The following is a 17,771-nucleotide window of genomic DNA, read 5'->3' as shown; positions in this document are numbered from 1 at the left end:
ACCGCTCCAAACCACCCGAGCGACAGAGGAGTTACCCATGACCGGGCCAGTTTCGCGAGCATCCGTTCGCGCCTTCTATACGGACGCGATCCAGCGGGGACGCAACACCGCGGAGAACCTCCAGGCCGCCACTTCGGAGCGTTTCAACACCCTCCTGGAGTCCATCGCCGAGGCGACCCCACGTGTCGCCCTGGATCTCGGATACGGGGCCGGGACCTACGCCATTGCCTTGGCGCGCGCAGGGTTCCGAGTGGTTGCTGTCGATCAGATCCCCTGCGACCCGCTTCTTCGCCGCCTCAACGGCGCAGGCGATTGGGCCCACCGGATCGAACCCCGACAGTGCCTCGCCGAGGACTTCACCATCGACCAGAAGTTCGGGGTCATCGTCGCCAAGGACGTCCTGCATTACCTCGCAAGACCCAGCGTCGAGGCCCTCCTCACGAGCGCGGTCGCTCATGCAGGCGGGGGGAACTACCACTACCTCGAAGTCTTCACGGCGATCACCCGCAGATCCGCAGACGGCCAACTGCTCCGTATCGAAGGGGAGGCTGGTTACACCCCAGAGTCCTTCCGACGCGACATCGAGCGGATCTACAAGGACTGGGACCTCACGCTGTTCTGGTCCAAGCACGCGGAGCAAGACAGCAGAACCGGGCTCAACTGCTTCGAAGCGATCCGAGCCACCGTCATCGCAGCCAACCGGACAGCCTGATCAGGGACAGGGAGAAAGCCATGCAGTCGAGCATGCCCGAGGGAATCAGCTTCGTTATCCCCTGCTTCAACTCCGGGGACTACCTCGTCGAAGCCGTGGAATCCCTCATCCAGCAACCCCACGCCTTCCCATACGAAGTCGTGATCGTGGACGACGGCTCCGATGACCAGCAGACGCTGCGTGCCATCTCGCTGTGCGCTGAGCGCGCCGAGGTCCGCGTCCTCCGCAAGGAGCACAGCGGCCACCATGCTGCCAGGAACGCCGGCATCGATGCCGCGAGCTTCAAGTACGTGATGCAACTCGACGCCGACGACCGGTTGGCCACGGCCCCGGAGCTGCTGAAGTCCGGGAGCTACCCGGACCGCGCCGTCAGGTTCCTGAAGACGCACCCGCACGTGGCCTTCGTCCACACCATGTCGCGGATGATCGGCGACTTTGACGGGCTCACCATCTCCTCCTACCCGTGCCGCGAGGAGCTGATCCTGCGCAAGCACCACGTGCCCACCTCGATCGTCTACCGCCGCGACGATGCGATTCGCGGTGGCCTCTACGACCCGCGCGTGCGGAAGTGGGGGGACTGGGCGTTCGCCGTGAACCTCCTCGCTGGGCGCTTTCGCCGAGGCGAGGCCAACAACATCGTGTGCATCGCCGGTCCCCTCCATGAGTACCGGGTCCACACGAGCACGCGAAGGGTCTCCAACGCCGAGGTCTCCGAGTTCGATATGACCCTGCTGGTGGTAGAGAAGAACCTCGACCTATTCCGGGACCGCCTCAACCGCGACGACTCCGCTGAGGACATCACGCGCGACGTTCTCGCCTCGAAGCCGTCCCGGCTCGTCGACCTGATCCGCATGGCCGAGTACGACCTCGACCAGGCCCTTGCCGTCGCCCGCCAGCGGGACTTCTCTCTGGCTAGCCCCTTCGAGGGCCTGGGCATCCCGTAACGGGAGACCGCCCCAGCAAATGCGCGAGCCCCGGACAAACACGTCCGGGGCTCGCTTCACTGTCTGACTGGAGGCTACGCGGCGGGCAGGCTGTTGATCTGGTTTTGCAGCCGGACGATCTCCTCTTCCGCCTTCGCGAGACGAGTGCGGATCTTGTCGACCACGTTGTCCGGGGCCTTCGCCAGGAACGCCTCGTTGCCGAGCTTGCCCTCCGCCTGGGCCTTCTCCTTCTCGGCGGCCGCCAGGTCCTTGGCGAGGCGCTTGCGCTCCGCGGCGACGTCGATCGTGCCCGACAGGTCGAGCGCGACCTCCGCGCCGGCGACCGGCAGCGATGCCGTGGCACTGAAGCTCTCGCCTTCCGGCTGAAGACGGAGCAGCTGACGGATGGCGGCCTCGTGCGGGGCGAGCGCCGTGCCGTCCAGGTTCAGACGGGCCGGAACCTTCTGGCCCGGCTGGAGGCCCTGGTCGGAGCGGAACCGGCGGACCTCGGTGACGACCCGCTGGACCAGCTCGATCTCCTCCTCGGCCGCATCGTCGCGGAAGCCCGAGTCCTTCGGCCAGTCCGCGATCACGACGGACTCACGCCCGGTGAACGTCGTCCACAGGGTGTCGGTGACGAAGGGGACGACCGGGTGCAGGAGGCGCAGGGTGACGTCGAGGACCTCGCCCAGGACACGTGCCGAGACCTTGGCCTGCTCGCCGCCCGCGAAGAACGTCGTCTTCGACAACTCGACGTACCAGTCGAAGACCTCATCCCACGCGAAGTGGTAGAGGGCGTCGGCGAGCTTGGCGAACTGGTAGTCGTCATACAGCGCGTCGGCCTCGGCCACGGTCTTGTTGAGCCGCGACAGGATCCAGCGGTCGGTCGCCGACATCTGTTCTGTGGGCGGAAGGTCGCCCTCGACCGTGGCGCCGTTCATCATCGCGAAGCGCGTGGCGTTCCAGATCTTGTTGGCGAAGTTGCGGGACGCCTGGACCCAGTCCTCACCGATCGGGACGTCGACGCCCGGGTTGGCGCCGCGGGCCAGGGTGAAGCGCAGGGCGTCGGAGCCGTACTTGTCCATCCAGTCCAGCGGGTTGACCGTGTTCCCGAACGACTTCGACATCTTCTTGCCGAACTCGTCGCGGACCATGCCGTGGAATGCGATCGTGTGGAACGGCTGCTGGCCGTCCATCGCGTACAGACCGAACATCATCATCCGGGCGACCCAGAAGAACATCAGGTCGTAGCCGGTGACCAGGACGGAGTTCGGGTAGAACTTCTCCAGGTCGGGGGTCTGCTCAGGCCAGCCCAGCGTGGAGAACGGCCACAGACCGGACGAGAACCAGGTGTCGAGGACGTCGGTGTCCTGGGTCCAGCCTTCGCCGGTCGGCGGCTCCTCGTCGGGGCCGACGCAGATCAGCTCGCCGTCCGGGCCGTGCCAGACGGGGATGCGGTGGCCCCACCACAACTGGCGGGAGATGCACCAGTCGTTGAGGTTGTCGACCCAGTCGAAGTAGCGCTGCGACATGTCGGCCGGGTGGATATTGACCCGGCCGTCGCGGACGGCGTCGCCGGCGGCCTTGGCGAGCGTCTCGACCTTGACCCACCACTGCATCGACAGGCGGGGCTCCAGCGTCGTCTTGCAACGCGAGCAGTGCCCGACGGAGTGGACGTAGGGGCGCTTCTCGGCGACGATCCGGCCATCGGCCCGCAGGGCGGCGACGATCGCGGATCGGGCCTCGAAGCGGTCCAGGCCCTCGAAGGGGCCGTGGACGGTGATGACGCCGCGCTCGTCGAGGACCTCGATGGATTCGAGGTCGTGGCGCTGGCCGATGGCGAAGTCATTCGGGTCGTGCGCCGGCGTCACCTTGACGGCGCCGGTGCCGAACTCCGGGTCCACATGTGTGTCCGCGACGACGGGGATCGTACGGTCGGTCAGCGGCAGCTTGATCTGCTTGCCGATGAGGTGCGCGTACCGCTCGTCATCGGGGTGAACGGCGACCGCGGTGTCGCCCAGCATCGTCTCGGCGCGGGTGGTGGCGACGACGATGGTGTCCTCGCCCTCGCCGTACGTCATGGAGACGAGCTCGCCGTCGTCGTCCTGGTAGTCGACCTCGATGTCCGAGATGGCCGTCAGACAGCGCGGGCACCAGTTGATGATGCGCTCGGCGCGGTAGATCAGGTCGTCGTCGAACATCTTCTTGAAGACGGTCTGGACGGCGCGCGAGAGCCCCTCGTCCATGGTGAAGCGGTCACGGCTCCACGCAACGCCGTTGCCCAGGCGCCGCATCTGCCCGGCGATCTGACCGCCGGACTCGGCCTTCCACTGCCAGACCCGCTCGACGAACGCCTCACGGCCGAGGTCGTGCCGGGACTTGCCTTCCTTGGCGAGCTCCCGCTCAACGACGTTCTGCGTCGCGATGCCCGCGTGGTCCATGCCGGGCTGCCACAGTGCCTCGAAGCCCTGCATCCGCTTGCGGCGGACGAGGGCGTCGATCAGCGTGTGCTCGAAGGCGTGGCCCAGGTGGAGGGAGCCGGTGACGTTCGGCGGCGGGATGACGATGGTGTACGGGGGCTTGTCGCTCTTCGCGTCGGCCTCGAAGTAACCGCGCTCTACCCAGCGCTCGTACAGCGGCCCCTCTACCTCGGCCGGCGCGTACTGAGTCGGCAGTTCTGGGGCGCTGTTCGGCCCGCTGTCGGGGCGCTGAGTGTTGTCGGTCACGACGGCCATTCTATGGCCCTGACACCCGTCACCTCGCCTGACTTTTGCGCGCAAGCCGGGCCACGGCCAGGACACAGAAGTGGCCGCACGGATGTAATTCAAGTGTGACCAAGAACCCTCCGTGCGGCCAGCTCCTAGACTACCCCTCCACTTCAGCGAAAACGCGCGGTCCTGGAAGCTGCGGGCATACGCCAGCCTCGCCCCCCTGTCGAAGTCACCGGCGGGATGGGACCAACAGCGCCGGGAAGGTCGGAGGAAACGAAGAACGCTGACCGATTGGCTGAACATCTCCCGCGACCGCTTGCCGACGTAGCAGGATGGTGTCGTGTCGATAGACGACCTGTCCCCAGACGATCGCGAGGCTCTTCTCGCCGAACGTCGGGAGGAGTACAAGTCCTTCTGGCCCGGCCCCCACGGACGCCGTGTTCGCTATGCCATCGAGATGTTCCCCCTGCTGCAAGCTGACAAGCCACGCGGACGCACACTGATTCCCGCGACGCGGGACATGCGCCTACGCAAGGTCGTGGAGACCTTCGGGAAGTACTTCAAGCAAGAGCTGGGCTTCGACTCCGTGCCCTTCGCCGCACAGCGCAGCCGCCTGTACAACAACGACCCCACAGTCGAGGTCGTCCTCTTCGACGCACAGCGGGTGACAGCCACCTTCCCAATCGCAGCCGGCGCTGCCGGGCTGAGCATCCAGGACGGGGAACGCTGGCTGGACTGGTTCTGGATTCACCCCTTCGAACGAGGAAAGGGCCTCGCCGATAAGGCGTGGGCAGACCTTGAGGAGCTGTACGGCAAGCAGTTCCGGATCCAACCGCCGCTTTCGCCCGCGATGGAGAGGTTCCTGACTCACCACGCCGTCGCGCCCGAACGCTGGCGCTCCTGAAGGCTAGGGCTAATCAAACGCGCGTACGCCGAATCCACTGTCTGTAACGGCGCGGATCACGACAGTCGGCAACGGCCGTTCCTCCTGAGACCTCGAACTTCTCGGCGCACGTCGGTGCTCTGCCAGCTGAGCTGGCCCGGGTAGCCCCCTGCGCGACAGGGCGCATCGCCGATCTGGTGGTGGGCTCTGGGCCGGACCAGTACGACGGGTACCGAAAGCCAGGCGTTCCAGGACATTCCCGCCTGGCGGACGGCACCGCACCACGGCGACGTGCGAAGCGCCCTGGTGGGACGCACGATGGAAGGGCAGTGCACGTCACCCATTGGGAGGGTTTCGGGAGGGATCGCCACGAACCACGAGCCTTCCTGTAACGCTGGCGGCACGTACGCGAGGTCGACAGGGAGGTTTCCGCGTGTCTGCGTTGACCGCAGACGAGGCCGGCCCAGAACGCGGTACGGCAGTGTGGGAGGACGACTACATCCTGCTCGCGTTGTTGTCGCACGGCCTCGTCGAGACGAAGCGACGGTTGGAGAGCCTCGGCCAGCCGCGTACTCCTTGGTCCAGCGCGCAGAGGGGGGACCCTGGCCTGCCAGGAGCCTGGCAGGAGGCTGTAACGCGTCTGTGGTGGCGGTTCTTCTGGGCAGGACTTGAGCCGCCTCGCAATGACTACGCGGTTCTGGAGCTGTGCCGGATGCCGTTGGGCCGGTGGCCCCTGCGGATGGCTCTCTCATCGGCCGATGGCGACGTGTGTCTGCTGGACGGGGAGGAGCTGAGCGAGTTCGCCGAGGAGGCTGTGCGGGGCGCTTGGGGGGATCCCGAGGCCCACATCGCAGAGCAGCGCGTGCACCAAGCGCTGCTGCTGGTGGTGGAAGCCAATGCCTGCGAAGCGCGCGATGCCTGGCAAATCTACGTGCGGCTGCGGCGCCTGGTTATCGAGCGGCCGGTGATCAGCGACCTCGAGGTACGGGCGCTGCAGCAGGAACTGCCGGCGGGGCCGAAGGCCGGAGAACCGTATGTGATGGAGTTCGTGCGCACTGCCTATGAGCGGCGGCCAGCCGAGAACGGTGTGACGCTGACCGTTTGCGGGCGGTGCGGCGTTCCGCTGCCGCAGGCCCTGGGGGACCGGAACCAGAGCTGTGGCACGCCGAGCTGTGACACCAGCGCCGAGAGTCTGCATCTACCTACTCTCGGCTTCTATTGGGTGCTCCATCGCGGTGCCCGTCGGTTCGTTCACGACCCTGGCGTGTTCGAACTGCGCGTCTGCGAGGGAGTACGTGCACTGGGGCTGGAGCCCCTGTTGTGGCTGGGCACCGACCAGCCCGACGCGCTGGACGTGTCCTTCCGTCTCCGAAGGGGGAATCGGAGTGAGCTATGGGGCACGGACGAGAAGGACTGGGCCAGCCCGGTTCTTTTGGCCAGGTCGTTCAGGTGGCCCGCCGAGCCTGAATGCGATCGGCGGTTCCTCGTGGTGCCAGAGCACCGCGCCCAAATCCCTGGCTACCTGACGGACCTGCGCACGGAGCTAGCCGGCCGCACAGATGCCGCGCGCCCTTTCAAGGTGGTCACCGAGAAGCAGCTGCTCACGGAGATCAGGCGCGCACTTGCGGGGCGAGGCGGTGGCTCGTGCGCGAGGTGACGGGCTGGTACGAAGACCTGTCGGAGGCCGAGGGCATCTCCCAGGATGCGGTCCGGCCGCTGCAGAAGCGCGAGTTCTTCGCCGTCGAGCTCGGGCTGACCTTCCTGGCGGACCACTTCCCCGACGAGCCGGTAGACGGCTTGTGGTCAATGCTGTCCCACTACGTCGTCCCGCGCCCCGGCGATACCGTGATGGCCGGCCGACTGCACCGGCTGGCCTTGCTGCTGGGACGGTACGGATCGGGCAGCCGCTGGCTGCGAAGTCTCAGCGAGTACGACAAGCTCCCGGACCAACTGCGCGGCTTCACTCGGTTGCAGGCAGGCCGCCAGGACGAAGACGAAGAGATCGCCGCAGTCCACTACAAGATGCGGGATCCGTCGGCGCTGGCCACCCGGTTCGAGCTGTACAGGGCGGTCATCGACCGGCCTGTGCCCTACGCGCCTTTGCGGGTCACCAAGGCGGCAGAGCCCGGAGAGGTGTACGGGTTCACCAACTCCTTCACGGGCTCCGACGAAATGGTCACCATCCCGAAGGTCGAGATTGCGGTAGAGCTTCGCTCCCTGCCCCTGCTCACCACACGACAACGACGTCCGGTGCGCCTGACGCCGAGGATGCTGCGGAAAACGGCGCAGCGGATGGATCGTGTACTCGCGAACCGGCCAGACATCCCTGAGCGGAACTTCTCCGGCCGGTTGCGGAAGGTCGCCTTCCAGCCATGGTCGCCCGAGATGCCGGGGTTCCGCACCAAGCCCACCGGCTTCAGTGTGCGCGGCTTGGTGCATGGCATCGGTCTGCCGAACAGCGGCAAGACGAGCTACGCGCTGATTGGTACGTACGCCGCAGCCAGACGTGGGCGGAAAGTGGTCCTCGTGCTGCCGTCGGTGAGCGACTGCCTGCAGAAGGCCGCGCTCTTCCGGGCCCTCGGCGTAAAGGCTGTTCCCATTTTCGGGGCGGGAAGCCGCTTCACGCACGCGTCGGGATACTGGCGCGGGGTGCTTGCCGACCACGCGCCGGCCTTCCCGACTAGCGCCGATGTGGCAGCGGACTACGTGTCGTGCAACTGCCTTCTGGAGCCCTTCCGCGACGCGCCGGGCGGCAAGCGCCCGCCTCTGCTTGTTAAGGATTTTCCCTGCCGGGAGAGGCTGCTCGACGTTGAGGGCAAGCAGTACAACTGCCCTCTGCTCGCGATCTGTCCGGTCCACCGAGCCGAGCAAGAAATGACCGACGCCGATGTGTGGCTGACGACCCCACAGGCATTGCTGGTCAGCTGGGCACAACCCGTCCACGCACGTCTGCGCTGGCTGGAGGCGGTGCAGCACTGGGCCGACCTCTTGATCGTTGACGAGGCCGACAAGGTACAGCAGACCCTGGATGACGAGTTCCTGCAGAGCCAGGTGCTGGTGGCACAGGGCGGTAGCTGGTGGGATCAGGAGGTCATCACCGCTCAGAACAGTCTGCGCTCGACCGGCCGCCGCCCCTTGGAAGACCAGCGCGCAATGGAGTACTACCGGTTCAAAGGCAAGGCGGACGACGAGGTCAATCTGCTGTACAACGCCCTGCTCGAGCCCGACAAGGACGGCGGCAGCGCCCGGCTGCGCCGGCATCTGCACGAGACGTACTTCTCCGGCCACTCCCTCTTCAACGACCTCTCGCGGCTGCTCCACGGCCTCAGCCCCAACGGGGAGGGTCCACAGGAGCAGGAAGAGAAGGCACTGGAGTACTACCGGAGAAACTTCGAGACGTTCGTCTTCCACACCTTCGACCCAGTGCCGGGGCCCCTCCAGGCCATCGTCCCGGACCTGGAGAACCCCGCGCTCTCGGACAAGGAACTCCGCAAGCGCGTCGACGCCTGGCTGATCGAGACCGCGGAAGCGGCGGGCGGCCCGGCGGCGGTGGGCAGGCTGAGCAGGTACCTGCCGTTCGCGCGCCACCTGCTGCGCGCCGCCTATCACACATCGCTTCTGGGGAGCTCGTATCTCAGGATGGCGACCATCCGGCCAGCGGTGGAACGGTTGTTGGGGCTTTCCCGAGACGAGGAATTCTGGAGTAGTCGGCCGCCAAGCGACTACGACGCCTTCGTGCCCGAGGCACTGCAGGGCAACATGCTCGCCTTCCAGTGGCTGGACAACAGGGCAGGCAGTGGCGACCTGCGTATCTTCTGGGTCCGCGGTGTGGGCCGCTGGCTGCTGCACCACATGCACGACCTGCTGGCGGCCGAAGGGATCGAGGGACCAAACGTTCTCCTGCTCTCGGCGACAAGCTGGGCAGGAGACTCGGCCACGTACCACGTGGACGTACCCGTCGACTTCCTGCTACGCGAACCCGACGAGGACCGCAAGGCGATCGCACGCAGCCGCTTTCACTTCCGCCCCGCCCGGACTCCGGACGGGCGGCTGATCTCTCCTTCAGGGCGCCTTGGCGACGAGCGTCAGGAAGCCGTCCGCGGGGTCGCGGCCTCCATCGCCCCACCAGGCGGGCGGGAAGGACTGCTGAGCAGCGTGCTGGAACGGCTGCCCCCGCAACGCCGTAAGGCCCTCCTGGTGGCTCAGAGCGGTAACGACGCGCGCACCATGGCCGAGTACCTGGTGAGCGGCACCGCCTTCACCGCCCAGCACGTGGTCAAGGACGCGGAGACACCAGGGCCGCACGGGATTCAGCGTCGTGATGTTCACCGCTTCGGTCTGAGCGAGCACGACGCTCTCACGGCCGCCCAGCTGTCGATCGAACGTGCCGTCAACGTGCTCAACACCGATGGTGTGGCCGCCTTCGGCGCAGAGTTCTTCCTCAGCCGTCAGCATCCGCCACCCGACGAGCTGGACTTGGCCATGGGCCTGTCCAACCGCTCTTCGATGGCCAAGCTGCTCGACCCTCTCCTCGCGCCCACGTCGATCGTCCGCGCAGCTGCTGGACTGCGCCAAGAGAGCCGCATGGACTGGCACACCCTGGTGGGCCGACCGGTGGTCTTCCGCCGTCTACGCGGCCGGGCACATCGCGCGTTTGTGTGGAACTCGATCACCTCGATGTGGCAGACGATCTGCCGATCCATCCGCGGTGGCCAACCGGTCGAGGTGTATTTCTGCGACCCCGCCTTCGCGCCGCGACACGCCCGTTTCGACACCGCCGCAGATACCGCGAACACGAGCATTCTCATTGCCATGGAGCGCGCCCTGCGCGACAAGATCCGGCCCGCCGAGCCGGTTGACGAGCGCGACCGCGCTGCCGCTGAGGTGCTCTACGAGCTGATGCTGCAGTGCCTGGAGAACATGGACTGGGAACCGTGACCGTAACGACAAAGCCGCAACCCTACCCGCGCATCGCGTGTATGTCCGGCACGATCGAGCAGGGGGCGCTGCCGCCACGGCGGCTGCACACGCTCCGTTTTCCCTCACGATGGCTGCGCCTCCTGCAAAGCCAGTACCGCCCACGCCACACTCGGGACGGCTTGCCTGTCCGCGCTCTCGCCGACCTCCTGCGCGCCGTAGACCGCAACGTCGTGGATGTCGCCAACTGGGGGCTGGACGACCAGGACAAGTACTGGATCGCCTCTATCGAACCCGTGCCCACGGCCATCGTCCACACCGTCGTCGCAACCTGGGCCAGCGTCTTCGTCACCGCCGACCGTCCGCACATCGACTGGTACCAGCTCCTCGACGCCGAAGACCTCGAACGCACCCGCGACACGGAGGACGTCCCCGTAACCGTCTGGACAGTCGCGCCTAACGGGACAGCGGCGCCGACACGCGGCTTCTTCCAGATCCTGCCGGGCATGCTCGCGGTTCACCTGGCCGAGGCCGGCCTGCCTCTACTGCACCCCGAGTCATCCAAGCGGCGCCTGGTGCTCGGCCCCACGCTCGACGGCCCCCGGGAGGCTGTGGAGTGGCCACCGCGGTGGATGCCCGACCGTAACGGTGACGCCCCTTGGTCGCTCGGCGTACGAATCGGTGCCCAAACCGCGTGGCAGGAGCCCGAGCCCCGCATCCATATCGACCTCGTATTGCACCGCTGGCTCCACTTGCCGCTCAGCTACTCCCCCAACCTCAACCTGCACGCCTGGCTGCTAAGCCCCGCAGGCATCCTGCGCCCTAGCGAACGTCCCACCTTCCTGCGAACACCCGGGACCTGGCGTGGCCGCTGGAGGTGGTCCAATGGCCTCGAACAGCTCCTTACCCGCCTGAGTCAGCTGCCTCACCCCTCCCTCCTCGATGTCCTCGGAGATCCGCTCGGGCACCTGCCCCGCGCCGGCACGAACAGCGCTCCTAATGAGGAACACGAACAGCTCCCGTACGCCGCCGTCCAGTACCAGAGCGGTATGCGGCTCCTCCGCCCCGAGAGCCCCCCGCCTCCGGACGGTCGCCGACAAACCGCCAAGACGTGTGATCACCCGGTGAATCCCGGCTTCATGCCGATCAATCACCAGCAGCTGTTCGAGGCCGTGACCAACGCCCTGGCCCCTGTCGGCTTAACCCCCACCCAGACCTACTCGCGCCGACGGCCACGCGGCCGGAGCACCAGTCCCCGCCTCGCCCCAGAAGGGCGCTGTTACCAGCTGGAGTTCTGGAATCAGACGGACACCACCCGCCGCGTGCTGCTCAACGCCCTCCAGGACAACAAGCACGGCCTCGCCCTGACCCCAGCGCCGACAACCCAGGGCTCAAGCCGGTCCTTCAGCAACGGCTCGCTGAACCTCTCGGTCAACTTCCATGACATCGGCGAACTCGCCGCCGCCCTGCGCCTGCCCGACGGCGAGGAAAGCAAAGCCGCCCGGACGGCCATCGCGGCTCGACAGCGCCTTGAGAAGATCCGCACCCGCCTCGCGTCCCTGTCACTCTACGAGGTGCCAAGCGATCCGCCCGTCACAGGACACACGGCAGCCCTCATCGAACTCGACGGCCCCCGAGCGTTCGCCGGCAAGGAGATCGCCGACCCAAAAACCACGCTGCGAAAGGGCTTCGCCCACGGCGACCGCGTCACCCAGTTCCTCCGCCCCATCACCGCCACAGACACCGCAGCCACCGACGACGAGTACCTCGACGCGGACGACGTGGTCAGCGCCTCCACGGTCGCCAACGATGACGTGGACGTCGACGTTCAACTCCCGCCGGAGGACGCCAACGAAGTAGCCGTCGACCGCGACCTTCCCCGAGCGGCCAACGCCATCCGCGACGCCCTGCGCCAACTGGGTCACGTCCCAGCGCCGCATGCCTCCCCAACCGGCACACCGATCGAGGTCTGGGCGCTCTGGTACGAACCCGTTCGCGGCGGCGCCATCCCCATCCTGCTCCGTCACCGCCCTAACGGCACCCTCACTACTCTCCTCCCCGGCATGCCCCCCATGCCCTACAGCGCCCTGCACCTGGCACTCGCGACCGGCCGTGGACGACTCCCCCGAGGTAAGGGCACCGACACCGAGTACACCGAATTCCTGCGGCGAGCCCTCGTTCTCGACGACCCCACACCCAGGCTCCTGCTCGTCGGAGGGCGGAACTTGCGAAGCCGCGGCTGGTCATGGCTCCAGACCCAGCACATGCGACGCGACGTCATGGTCCTGCCCGGCGCGGACCCCAGCGAGAGTGCAGACCTGACCGTGGATGACCTAGCGGTGCAGCAGCCGCTAGCCCGACTCGGCGTACGCCTGCCCAGCCAGTGCCCTGGCCTCCGGATCGCGCGCGTCATTAGTCGGGACAGCGCCCGTGAAGTGCCCCACATCTTTGCTCAGGACGACAACCGCCCCTACGGAATTACATCCGGGCTCTTCAGCGTTCACGACCGGCTCTACTACGCCCTCGCACCTAAACCTGTCCAGGCCAAGGCACCCATCGGTCTCGACAAGTTCGATCCTGCCCGACCCCGGGCCGCTTCCAGACGAGCCTGGAACCCGGGCGCCCTGGAAATCGCCCTGCCGTTCCTGCAACCGGAGGACACTGATGAGGCAGCCTGGGCCCAATACGTCCACGCGCTCCGCACGGCTCATCTGCATACCACCATCCCTACCCGCCTCCCGGCCCAGCTCCACCTCGCTGACCTCGCTGGTCGATACATCGAGGCTCGCTGGTGACTTCGCTGGCAAACATCTCGGAGCCGCGTTTCGCGAGCTGCCGGATGTTCACTGCATCCAGGGCCAGGGCGCGATGAGGTCACGCCTCTTACGGGCGGGCTGGTCTCAGGTTCTGGTCTGGGCTCGACGTCCTATCTAGGGCACGGATCGATGCCCCGCACAGCCGCGTAGCTGGAACCCCCGCCGGGCTGTCGCAAAGCGTCGCTCGAAAGGTCCTCCCGGGATCGTTCAGGAGCCCCGTAAGGTGACCAGATGCTTCCGCCCCAGGGGGCCGCCGACATCACGATGTCGGCGCCCGATGCCTTCGACATACCTGTTTTCGTACGGCGCAGTTCGCCGCTGGAGCCAGCGCCCCGGCCCACAGCTGTGATGCTGTCCCAGGCCAGCAACGCATGGCCGACGCCTGCGGACATGCCGCCCGATGGCAACTACCTGGTCACCACAACGTGGCGCGACATCCTCGACGCCGCCGTCACGGTGGGCAGGGACATCGCCCCCTGGATCGCGGCCGTGCCCAAGTTGGCGCGCCGCGAGATCCTGGCCCGGCGCTACCCCCTTTCGGCATACCTCATTCGCAGGCAGGCCGTGGTGCCCCACCAGGACGGCGTAGGGCGTGAGGTCGTGCCGAGCGTCGTTTACACCCACGGAACGGAGAACTCGACACGATCGGCCTTCGGCTACCACGTCGGGATGACGATGGCGGAGTGGGCCTGCCGAGGGCTCATGGGTCTCGGCCCCACCACCCATGCCGAAAGCGCGGTACCACCCGGCGCACTTGCGGGATGGAAGCATTCCAAAAGCCTGCCCGACCTCTTCGGCACTCACAGCTCGACTTCCGGCCTCTGGCTCGTGGAAGCGAAGGGAGGTCGCGTCCTCGGCTCACACAGCCGCCGGAAGGGGGCACGGCAATTGGACGTCGGGTCGTTGGTGCCTGACGCACACCAGAAGGTGCTCTGCGGAACGAGCCTTCAGCAACGCCTGTTCATGATGATCGATATCGAGGCTGACGGCCCGGCGGCGGAGAACGCTGATTCGTCTGAGCAGGTCGATGACGACGTGCTGGAACACAACGACGATGCGCTTGTGGAACTGGCACGCGCGCGCATGCTCACATATCTGGCCCTCGTGTCTCTTCCGCGAGGCAGTCTGAGAGTGACTGCCGTAAGTGATTCGCTGAACGACAGACCCTCCCGCCGTACGGGGGGTCTCGTGCACTTGTTGGGGGGCGAAGACGCGACCTCCGCTCTGAGGCATGGCCTGGACCACGAGGCGACCAGTTCGGATATCGCCCAGCGGGAAGGGATTGACATGCTGGCTGCCAGATTGCCTGGCACCGACCTCATGATCGGCATGTCTCGACGGCTCTTCGGCGCCTGCCAGGAACTGGCAGGCGCCGAAGCAACTATGGTCGTGGAGATCGAGAAAACCTCCGGCTCGCGCCACTCTGAGTTGCAGACAATCCGGGCGCTCACCGAGGAAGTAGCCTCCGTCCCGGCGCTGCCCGGTGATGTGAATGAGCAACGGTACGAGAGGCACCTCAGCGAACGACACGAACGGGTACGGGGCTACCGTGACCGTCGACGGGACGAGTTCCGCCAGGCCACTCGACGCGGTTTCATCGCCGGCGAGTCGAGCCCTTGGGAGCGCTTCATCGAGATCACGCCCCAGCTCACGAGCCCAGCGGAATACGGGTTCCTGGAAGCCGCCACACGGGACACATACTTGGCAGTCGAACAAGAGGCGCTCGACCTGGACACCTGAGCACCCTGATGGCGGACGGCACGGAAACGGGCCAAGGCCACAGGACGTGTAGCAAGCAGCCCGCGGTACCTGGTCTCGTTCACCCCCTTCCAGCGGCGTTCGTAACCTCCGCCACCACCCGCTCCACCGCAGGTCAGAACTTTGGGGGCAACCCCTCGCGAGTTCGAATCTCGCATCCTCCGCCGCCCAGAGCAGTCAAAGGCTCCGACCGCCTAGCGGTCGGAGCCTTCGTCGTTGCGTGGCTTCAGTCGTGCGGTACGGGCAGGCGCGAACGTCCACTGACGCTTCGAGACCCCACTGGGGATCGGGATCGCGCCCCTGGGCACCCTCCGTACCGCGCGAGCTTGTCGACCAAGCAGAGCCATGGGATGCGGTGCGATCCGAACTTTGGCGGGAGAAAGGCGAGTTGAGCAAGTCTCACAACCCCAGCCAGCAAAGTAGTGATCTGGCTCACAATCTGAGTGCCATTCCAAGCGACACTTCTCCGCCACCACAGCCCCTGCACGTCCACCAACAGCGACTGAACTCCACCTCGCCTGCGCAGCATGGCTGCGCAGGTGCCGAACTGCGCGAGGACTAGGAAGCGTTAGCCGCACGCTCATGGCCGTCCACTGCTAGATTCTCCATCAATCCACCTCGAATCCAGGGCCCGGGTACAGCCATCGTGCAGCCAAGGCCCCGACCTCAAGGTGTGCGCAGTACCACTGCGCAAAGAATCAATCGAGAGTGGCAGGGGGCACCACAGAGTGAAGTCGTTCTTCGAGCTGTTGGGGAAGGCGATGCAGAACACAGGCATGACGTTGCGTCTAAGCCTGCTGATGGTCGTCGCCTCAGCAGCGGCGTACGCCATCAGCCAACTGCGGTAGGTCGACATGGAGCAAGGACACCCACAAGTGGAAACAAAGACCGCAGCTGCAGACGTTGTCGACCGGCTCTGGCGGGCATACGCACCCTTCCAACGAGGCCGGAACACGTTCGGCGACCTCACCTCCATGACCACAATCCTGCTTCTCGCAAGGTTTGTTGAGTCAGTTGGTGAACCAGAGGATGAGTTCGTCAAGCGGTGGACTCGAGCGGCCGCGGAGGCCCAGATCGGCCTCTCGCCGTTGATGGACCTACGCGCCGCCCTGAGGAGCGCGAGCAGGCATCAACTCTTTCCTGTGCCTGAAATTGACAGGCTTGACGTCGAGTTCCTCAACGGGAGTGAAGGAGCAGATGACGCTCCCTGGGCAGCCGCTTTCCTTGCTGCCCTAACGCAGGGTCCGACGCTGGCCAAGGCAAGCCTGACGGAAGTCTATGAGCTCCTCCTCGAACGCCACGTTCAAGAAGGGACCTTTCCGGTAGGAGAGTTCTACACACCGCGCGCCGTCGCGCGCCTGCTCGTGGAGACTGCAGCCCCGCGACCGGGGGACCGAATCCTTGATCCGGCTTGCGGGACTGGTGGCCTTCTTGCAGTCGCAGCGGAGCGAATCGCGGAACGCGGCCGGCTGGACGGCGCTTCCTTCGAGGCTCATTCCACAGATCGCAGCAATCCACGGCTAGCGATGATGAACCTGGCCATCCACGGAGTGGATCAGCCCGTCGTAAGTGCCTCCGATCCAGTGTCGCTCTTTCAGCACCGGGGCACGGGCCTTGTTGACCTGGTGCTGAGCAACCCGCCATTCAACCAGCACATCGCGGCTCATCACGCAGTCGACTGGCCCTTCGGGCAACCGCCCGAATCCAATGCGAACTTCGCCTGGCTCCAGCTCGCGTGGAGCCGACTGAGCGAGGAGGGGTTCGCGGTAATGATCATGCCGCCGGGAGCCGCCTGGTCCAGCGGCCGTGAGGCACTGATCCGCAGGAACATGATCGCCAGCGGTGCTCTCCTCGCTGTCATTGCGTTGCCGGCGAACCTTTTCGCACCCCACACCGCCATCCCCGTGCACATCTGGGTGTTGGCACGCGACAAGTCCCGCCACCTGCCGGTAGGCGATACCGAATCCGTCCTCTTCATCGATGCAAGCAGACTCGGTACACAGGTTCCACGGCAACCATGCACCTTGACCACCGAGGACACTGATCGCATCAGCACACGGTTTCACGCGTGGCGGCTGTCTCCTTCCGCAACGCCTGATGAATCAGGATTCTCTCGTTCGGTTTCACATGCCGAGATCGACCAGAACGACGGCAGCCTCGATCCGCGCCGGTACGTCCACTTCGCCCCTGAGCAGCAGCCAGCAGCACCAGACCTTGATCTCATGCTCGATGCCCTGGACCGGCATGACGGTGCGACGTCGAGTTCGAGCCGTGCCGTCCAGGGAAGTCTCACCGTGTGCGAGCGATTGACTCGCAGGGGGATTGAACTCCCCCGTGTGTCTCTTGGGCTCATTGTGAAGGGCACTCGAGCTGACTTGTTCGAGGAATCTGAGCCCGGCCTGCTCTTCGCCGGGCCTTCGGGAAGTCTCATCCGAGCCGAGGACTACGTGGACGTCGGCATCCCCGTGGTGATGCCCAAAGACCTCACCAACAATGGCATCAGCACGGCGAGCATCAAGTACGTCGCCGAGCATCAAGCCCGTGATCTAGAACGTTTTCGCCTTCACCTCGGAGACGTGGTCCTGGCACGTCGCGGAGAACTGGGACGATGTGCGGTCGTCCGAGCGGATCAACAAGGATGGCTCTGTGGAACTGGCTGCTTCGTGCTTCGGCCGCCCGCTGAGCTGAACGCCGACTACTTCGCGGCCTACCTCCGCAGTACGGAGGCACGCCAGTGGCTCGATGCCCACTCCACGGGCAGTATGACCATGAAGACCATCTCTCTCAATGCTTTGAGTGGCTTGCCGGTTGTACTGCCAGACCTCGGAGTGCAACAGGCAGTCGCCGACGCGATGAGGCAGCTGGATGAACATGAGCGACGGCTGCAGGAGCAGCTCGCGCTCACACAACAGATCCGACGCGACTCGCTCACGGGGCTCCTGCGAAGTTGAGTGCCTCTCTTCCCACGATCGAGGGCCCGGTGCGACGGAGCATCCGGCGGTTGAGTCATGGTCTCAGTTCTGGTCTCATTCACCCCCGTCCGCCGCCGTT

General features: G+C 65.9%; 9 protein-coding genes. 8 read left to right on the top strand and 1 reads right to left on the bottom strand.

Going from position 1 to position 17,771, the window contains the following annotated elements; translation table 11 throughout:
• The first annotated feature begins 37 nt into the window (after positions 1-37).
• Both ABR738_RS21610 and ABR738_RS21605 read left to right on the top strand, forming a co-directional pair.
• On the top strand, positions 38-712 hold the full coding sequence (locus ABR738_RS21610; protein ID WP_350231635.1) for a class I SAM-dependent methyltransferase: 675 nt from the start codon (positions 38-40) through the stop codon (positions 710-712).
• Positions 713-732: 20 nt separating this feature from the next.
• Positions 733-1,656 (top strand): glycosyltransferase family 2 protein, encoded by a 924-nt coding sequence (locus tag ABR738_RS21605; protein WP_350231634.1) that lies wholly within the window; start codon positions 733-735, stop codon positions 1,654-1,656.
• Positions 1,657-1,730: 74 nt separating this feature from the next.
• Here ABR738_RS21605 and ABR738_RS21600 read toward each other — a convergent pair whose 3' ends face one another.
• Positions 1,731-4,370: a valine--tRNA ligase gene (locus ABR738_RS21600; RefSeq protein ID WP_502964120.1), complete on the bottom strand. Its 2,640-nt coding sequence runs from the start codon at positions 4,368-4,370 to the stop codon at positions 1,731-1,733.
• Positions 4,371-4,686: 316 nt separating this feature from the next.
• On the opposite strand from ABR738_RS21600, the gene ABR738_RS21595 reads away from it, so the two are divergent.
• The 6 genes from ABR738_RS21595 (at position 4,687) to ABR738_RS21570 (ending at position 17,671) form a co-directional block, all read left to right on the top strand.
• Positions 4,687-5,250, top strand: a complete 564-nt coding sequence (locus ABR738_RS21595; protein ID WP_350231632.1) for a hypothetical protein — start codon at positions 4,687-4,689, stop codon at positions 5,248-5,250.
• Between the two features lie 412 nt (positions 5,251-5,662).
• On the top strand, positions 5,663-6,886 hold the full coding sequence (locus ABR738_RS21590) for a restriction endonuclease-related protein (protein ID WP_350231631.1): 1,224 nt from the start codon (positions 5,663-5,665) through the stop codon (positions 6,884-6,886).
• Positions 6,874-10,167 carry a pPIWI_RE_Z domain-containing protein gene (locus tag ABR738_RS21585; protein WP_350231630.1) on the top strand — a complete coding sequence of 1,098 codons (3,294 nt, stop codon included), beginning with the start codon at positions 6,874-6,876 and terminating at the stop codon, positions 10,165-10,167. Before ABR738_RS21590 ends, ABR738_RS21585 begins: the two co-directional genes overlap by 13 nt.
• Before the next feature lie 41 nt (positions 10,168-10,208).
• Positions 10,209-12,941, top strand: a complete 2,733-nt coding sequence (locus tag ABR738_RS21580; RefSeq protein ID WP_350231629.1) for an RNaseH domain-containing protein — start codon at positions 10,209-10,211, stop codon at positions 12,939-12,941.
• A 252-nt stretch (positions 12,942-13,193) separates the two neighbouring features.
• Positions 13,194-14,702 (top strand): hypothetical protein, encoded by a 1,509-nt coding sequence (locus ABR738_RS21575; RefSeq protein WP_350231628.1) that lies wholly within the window; start codon positions 13,194-13,196, stop codon positions 14,700-14,702.
• Positions 14,703-15,694: 992 nt separating this feature from the next.
• Positions 15,695-17,671: an N-6 DNA methylase gene (locus tag ABR738_RS21570; RefSeq protein WP_350231627.1), complete on the top strand. Its 1,977-nt coding sequence runs from the start codon at positions 15,695-15,697 to the stop codon at positions 17,669-17,671.
• Positions 17,672-17,771: the final 100 nt, after the last annotated feature.

Origin of the sequence: Streptomyces sp. Edi4, from assembly GCF_040253615.1 — a bacterium.
In the GTDB taxonomy this organism is placed as follows: domain Bacteria; phylum Actinomycetota; class Actinomycetes; order Streptomycetales; family Streptomycetaceae; genus Streptomyces.
The sequence above is the reverse complement of the archived record's forward strand: the minus strand, read 5'-3'. Positions and strand labels throughout refer to the sequence as shown.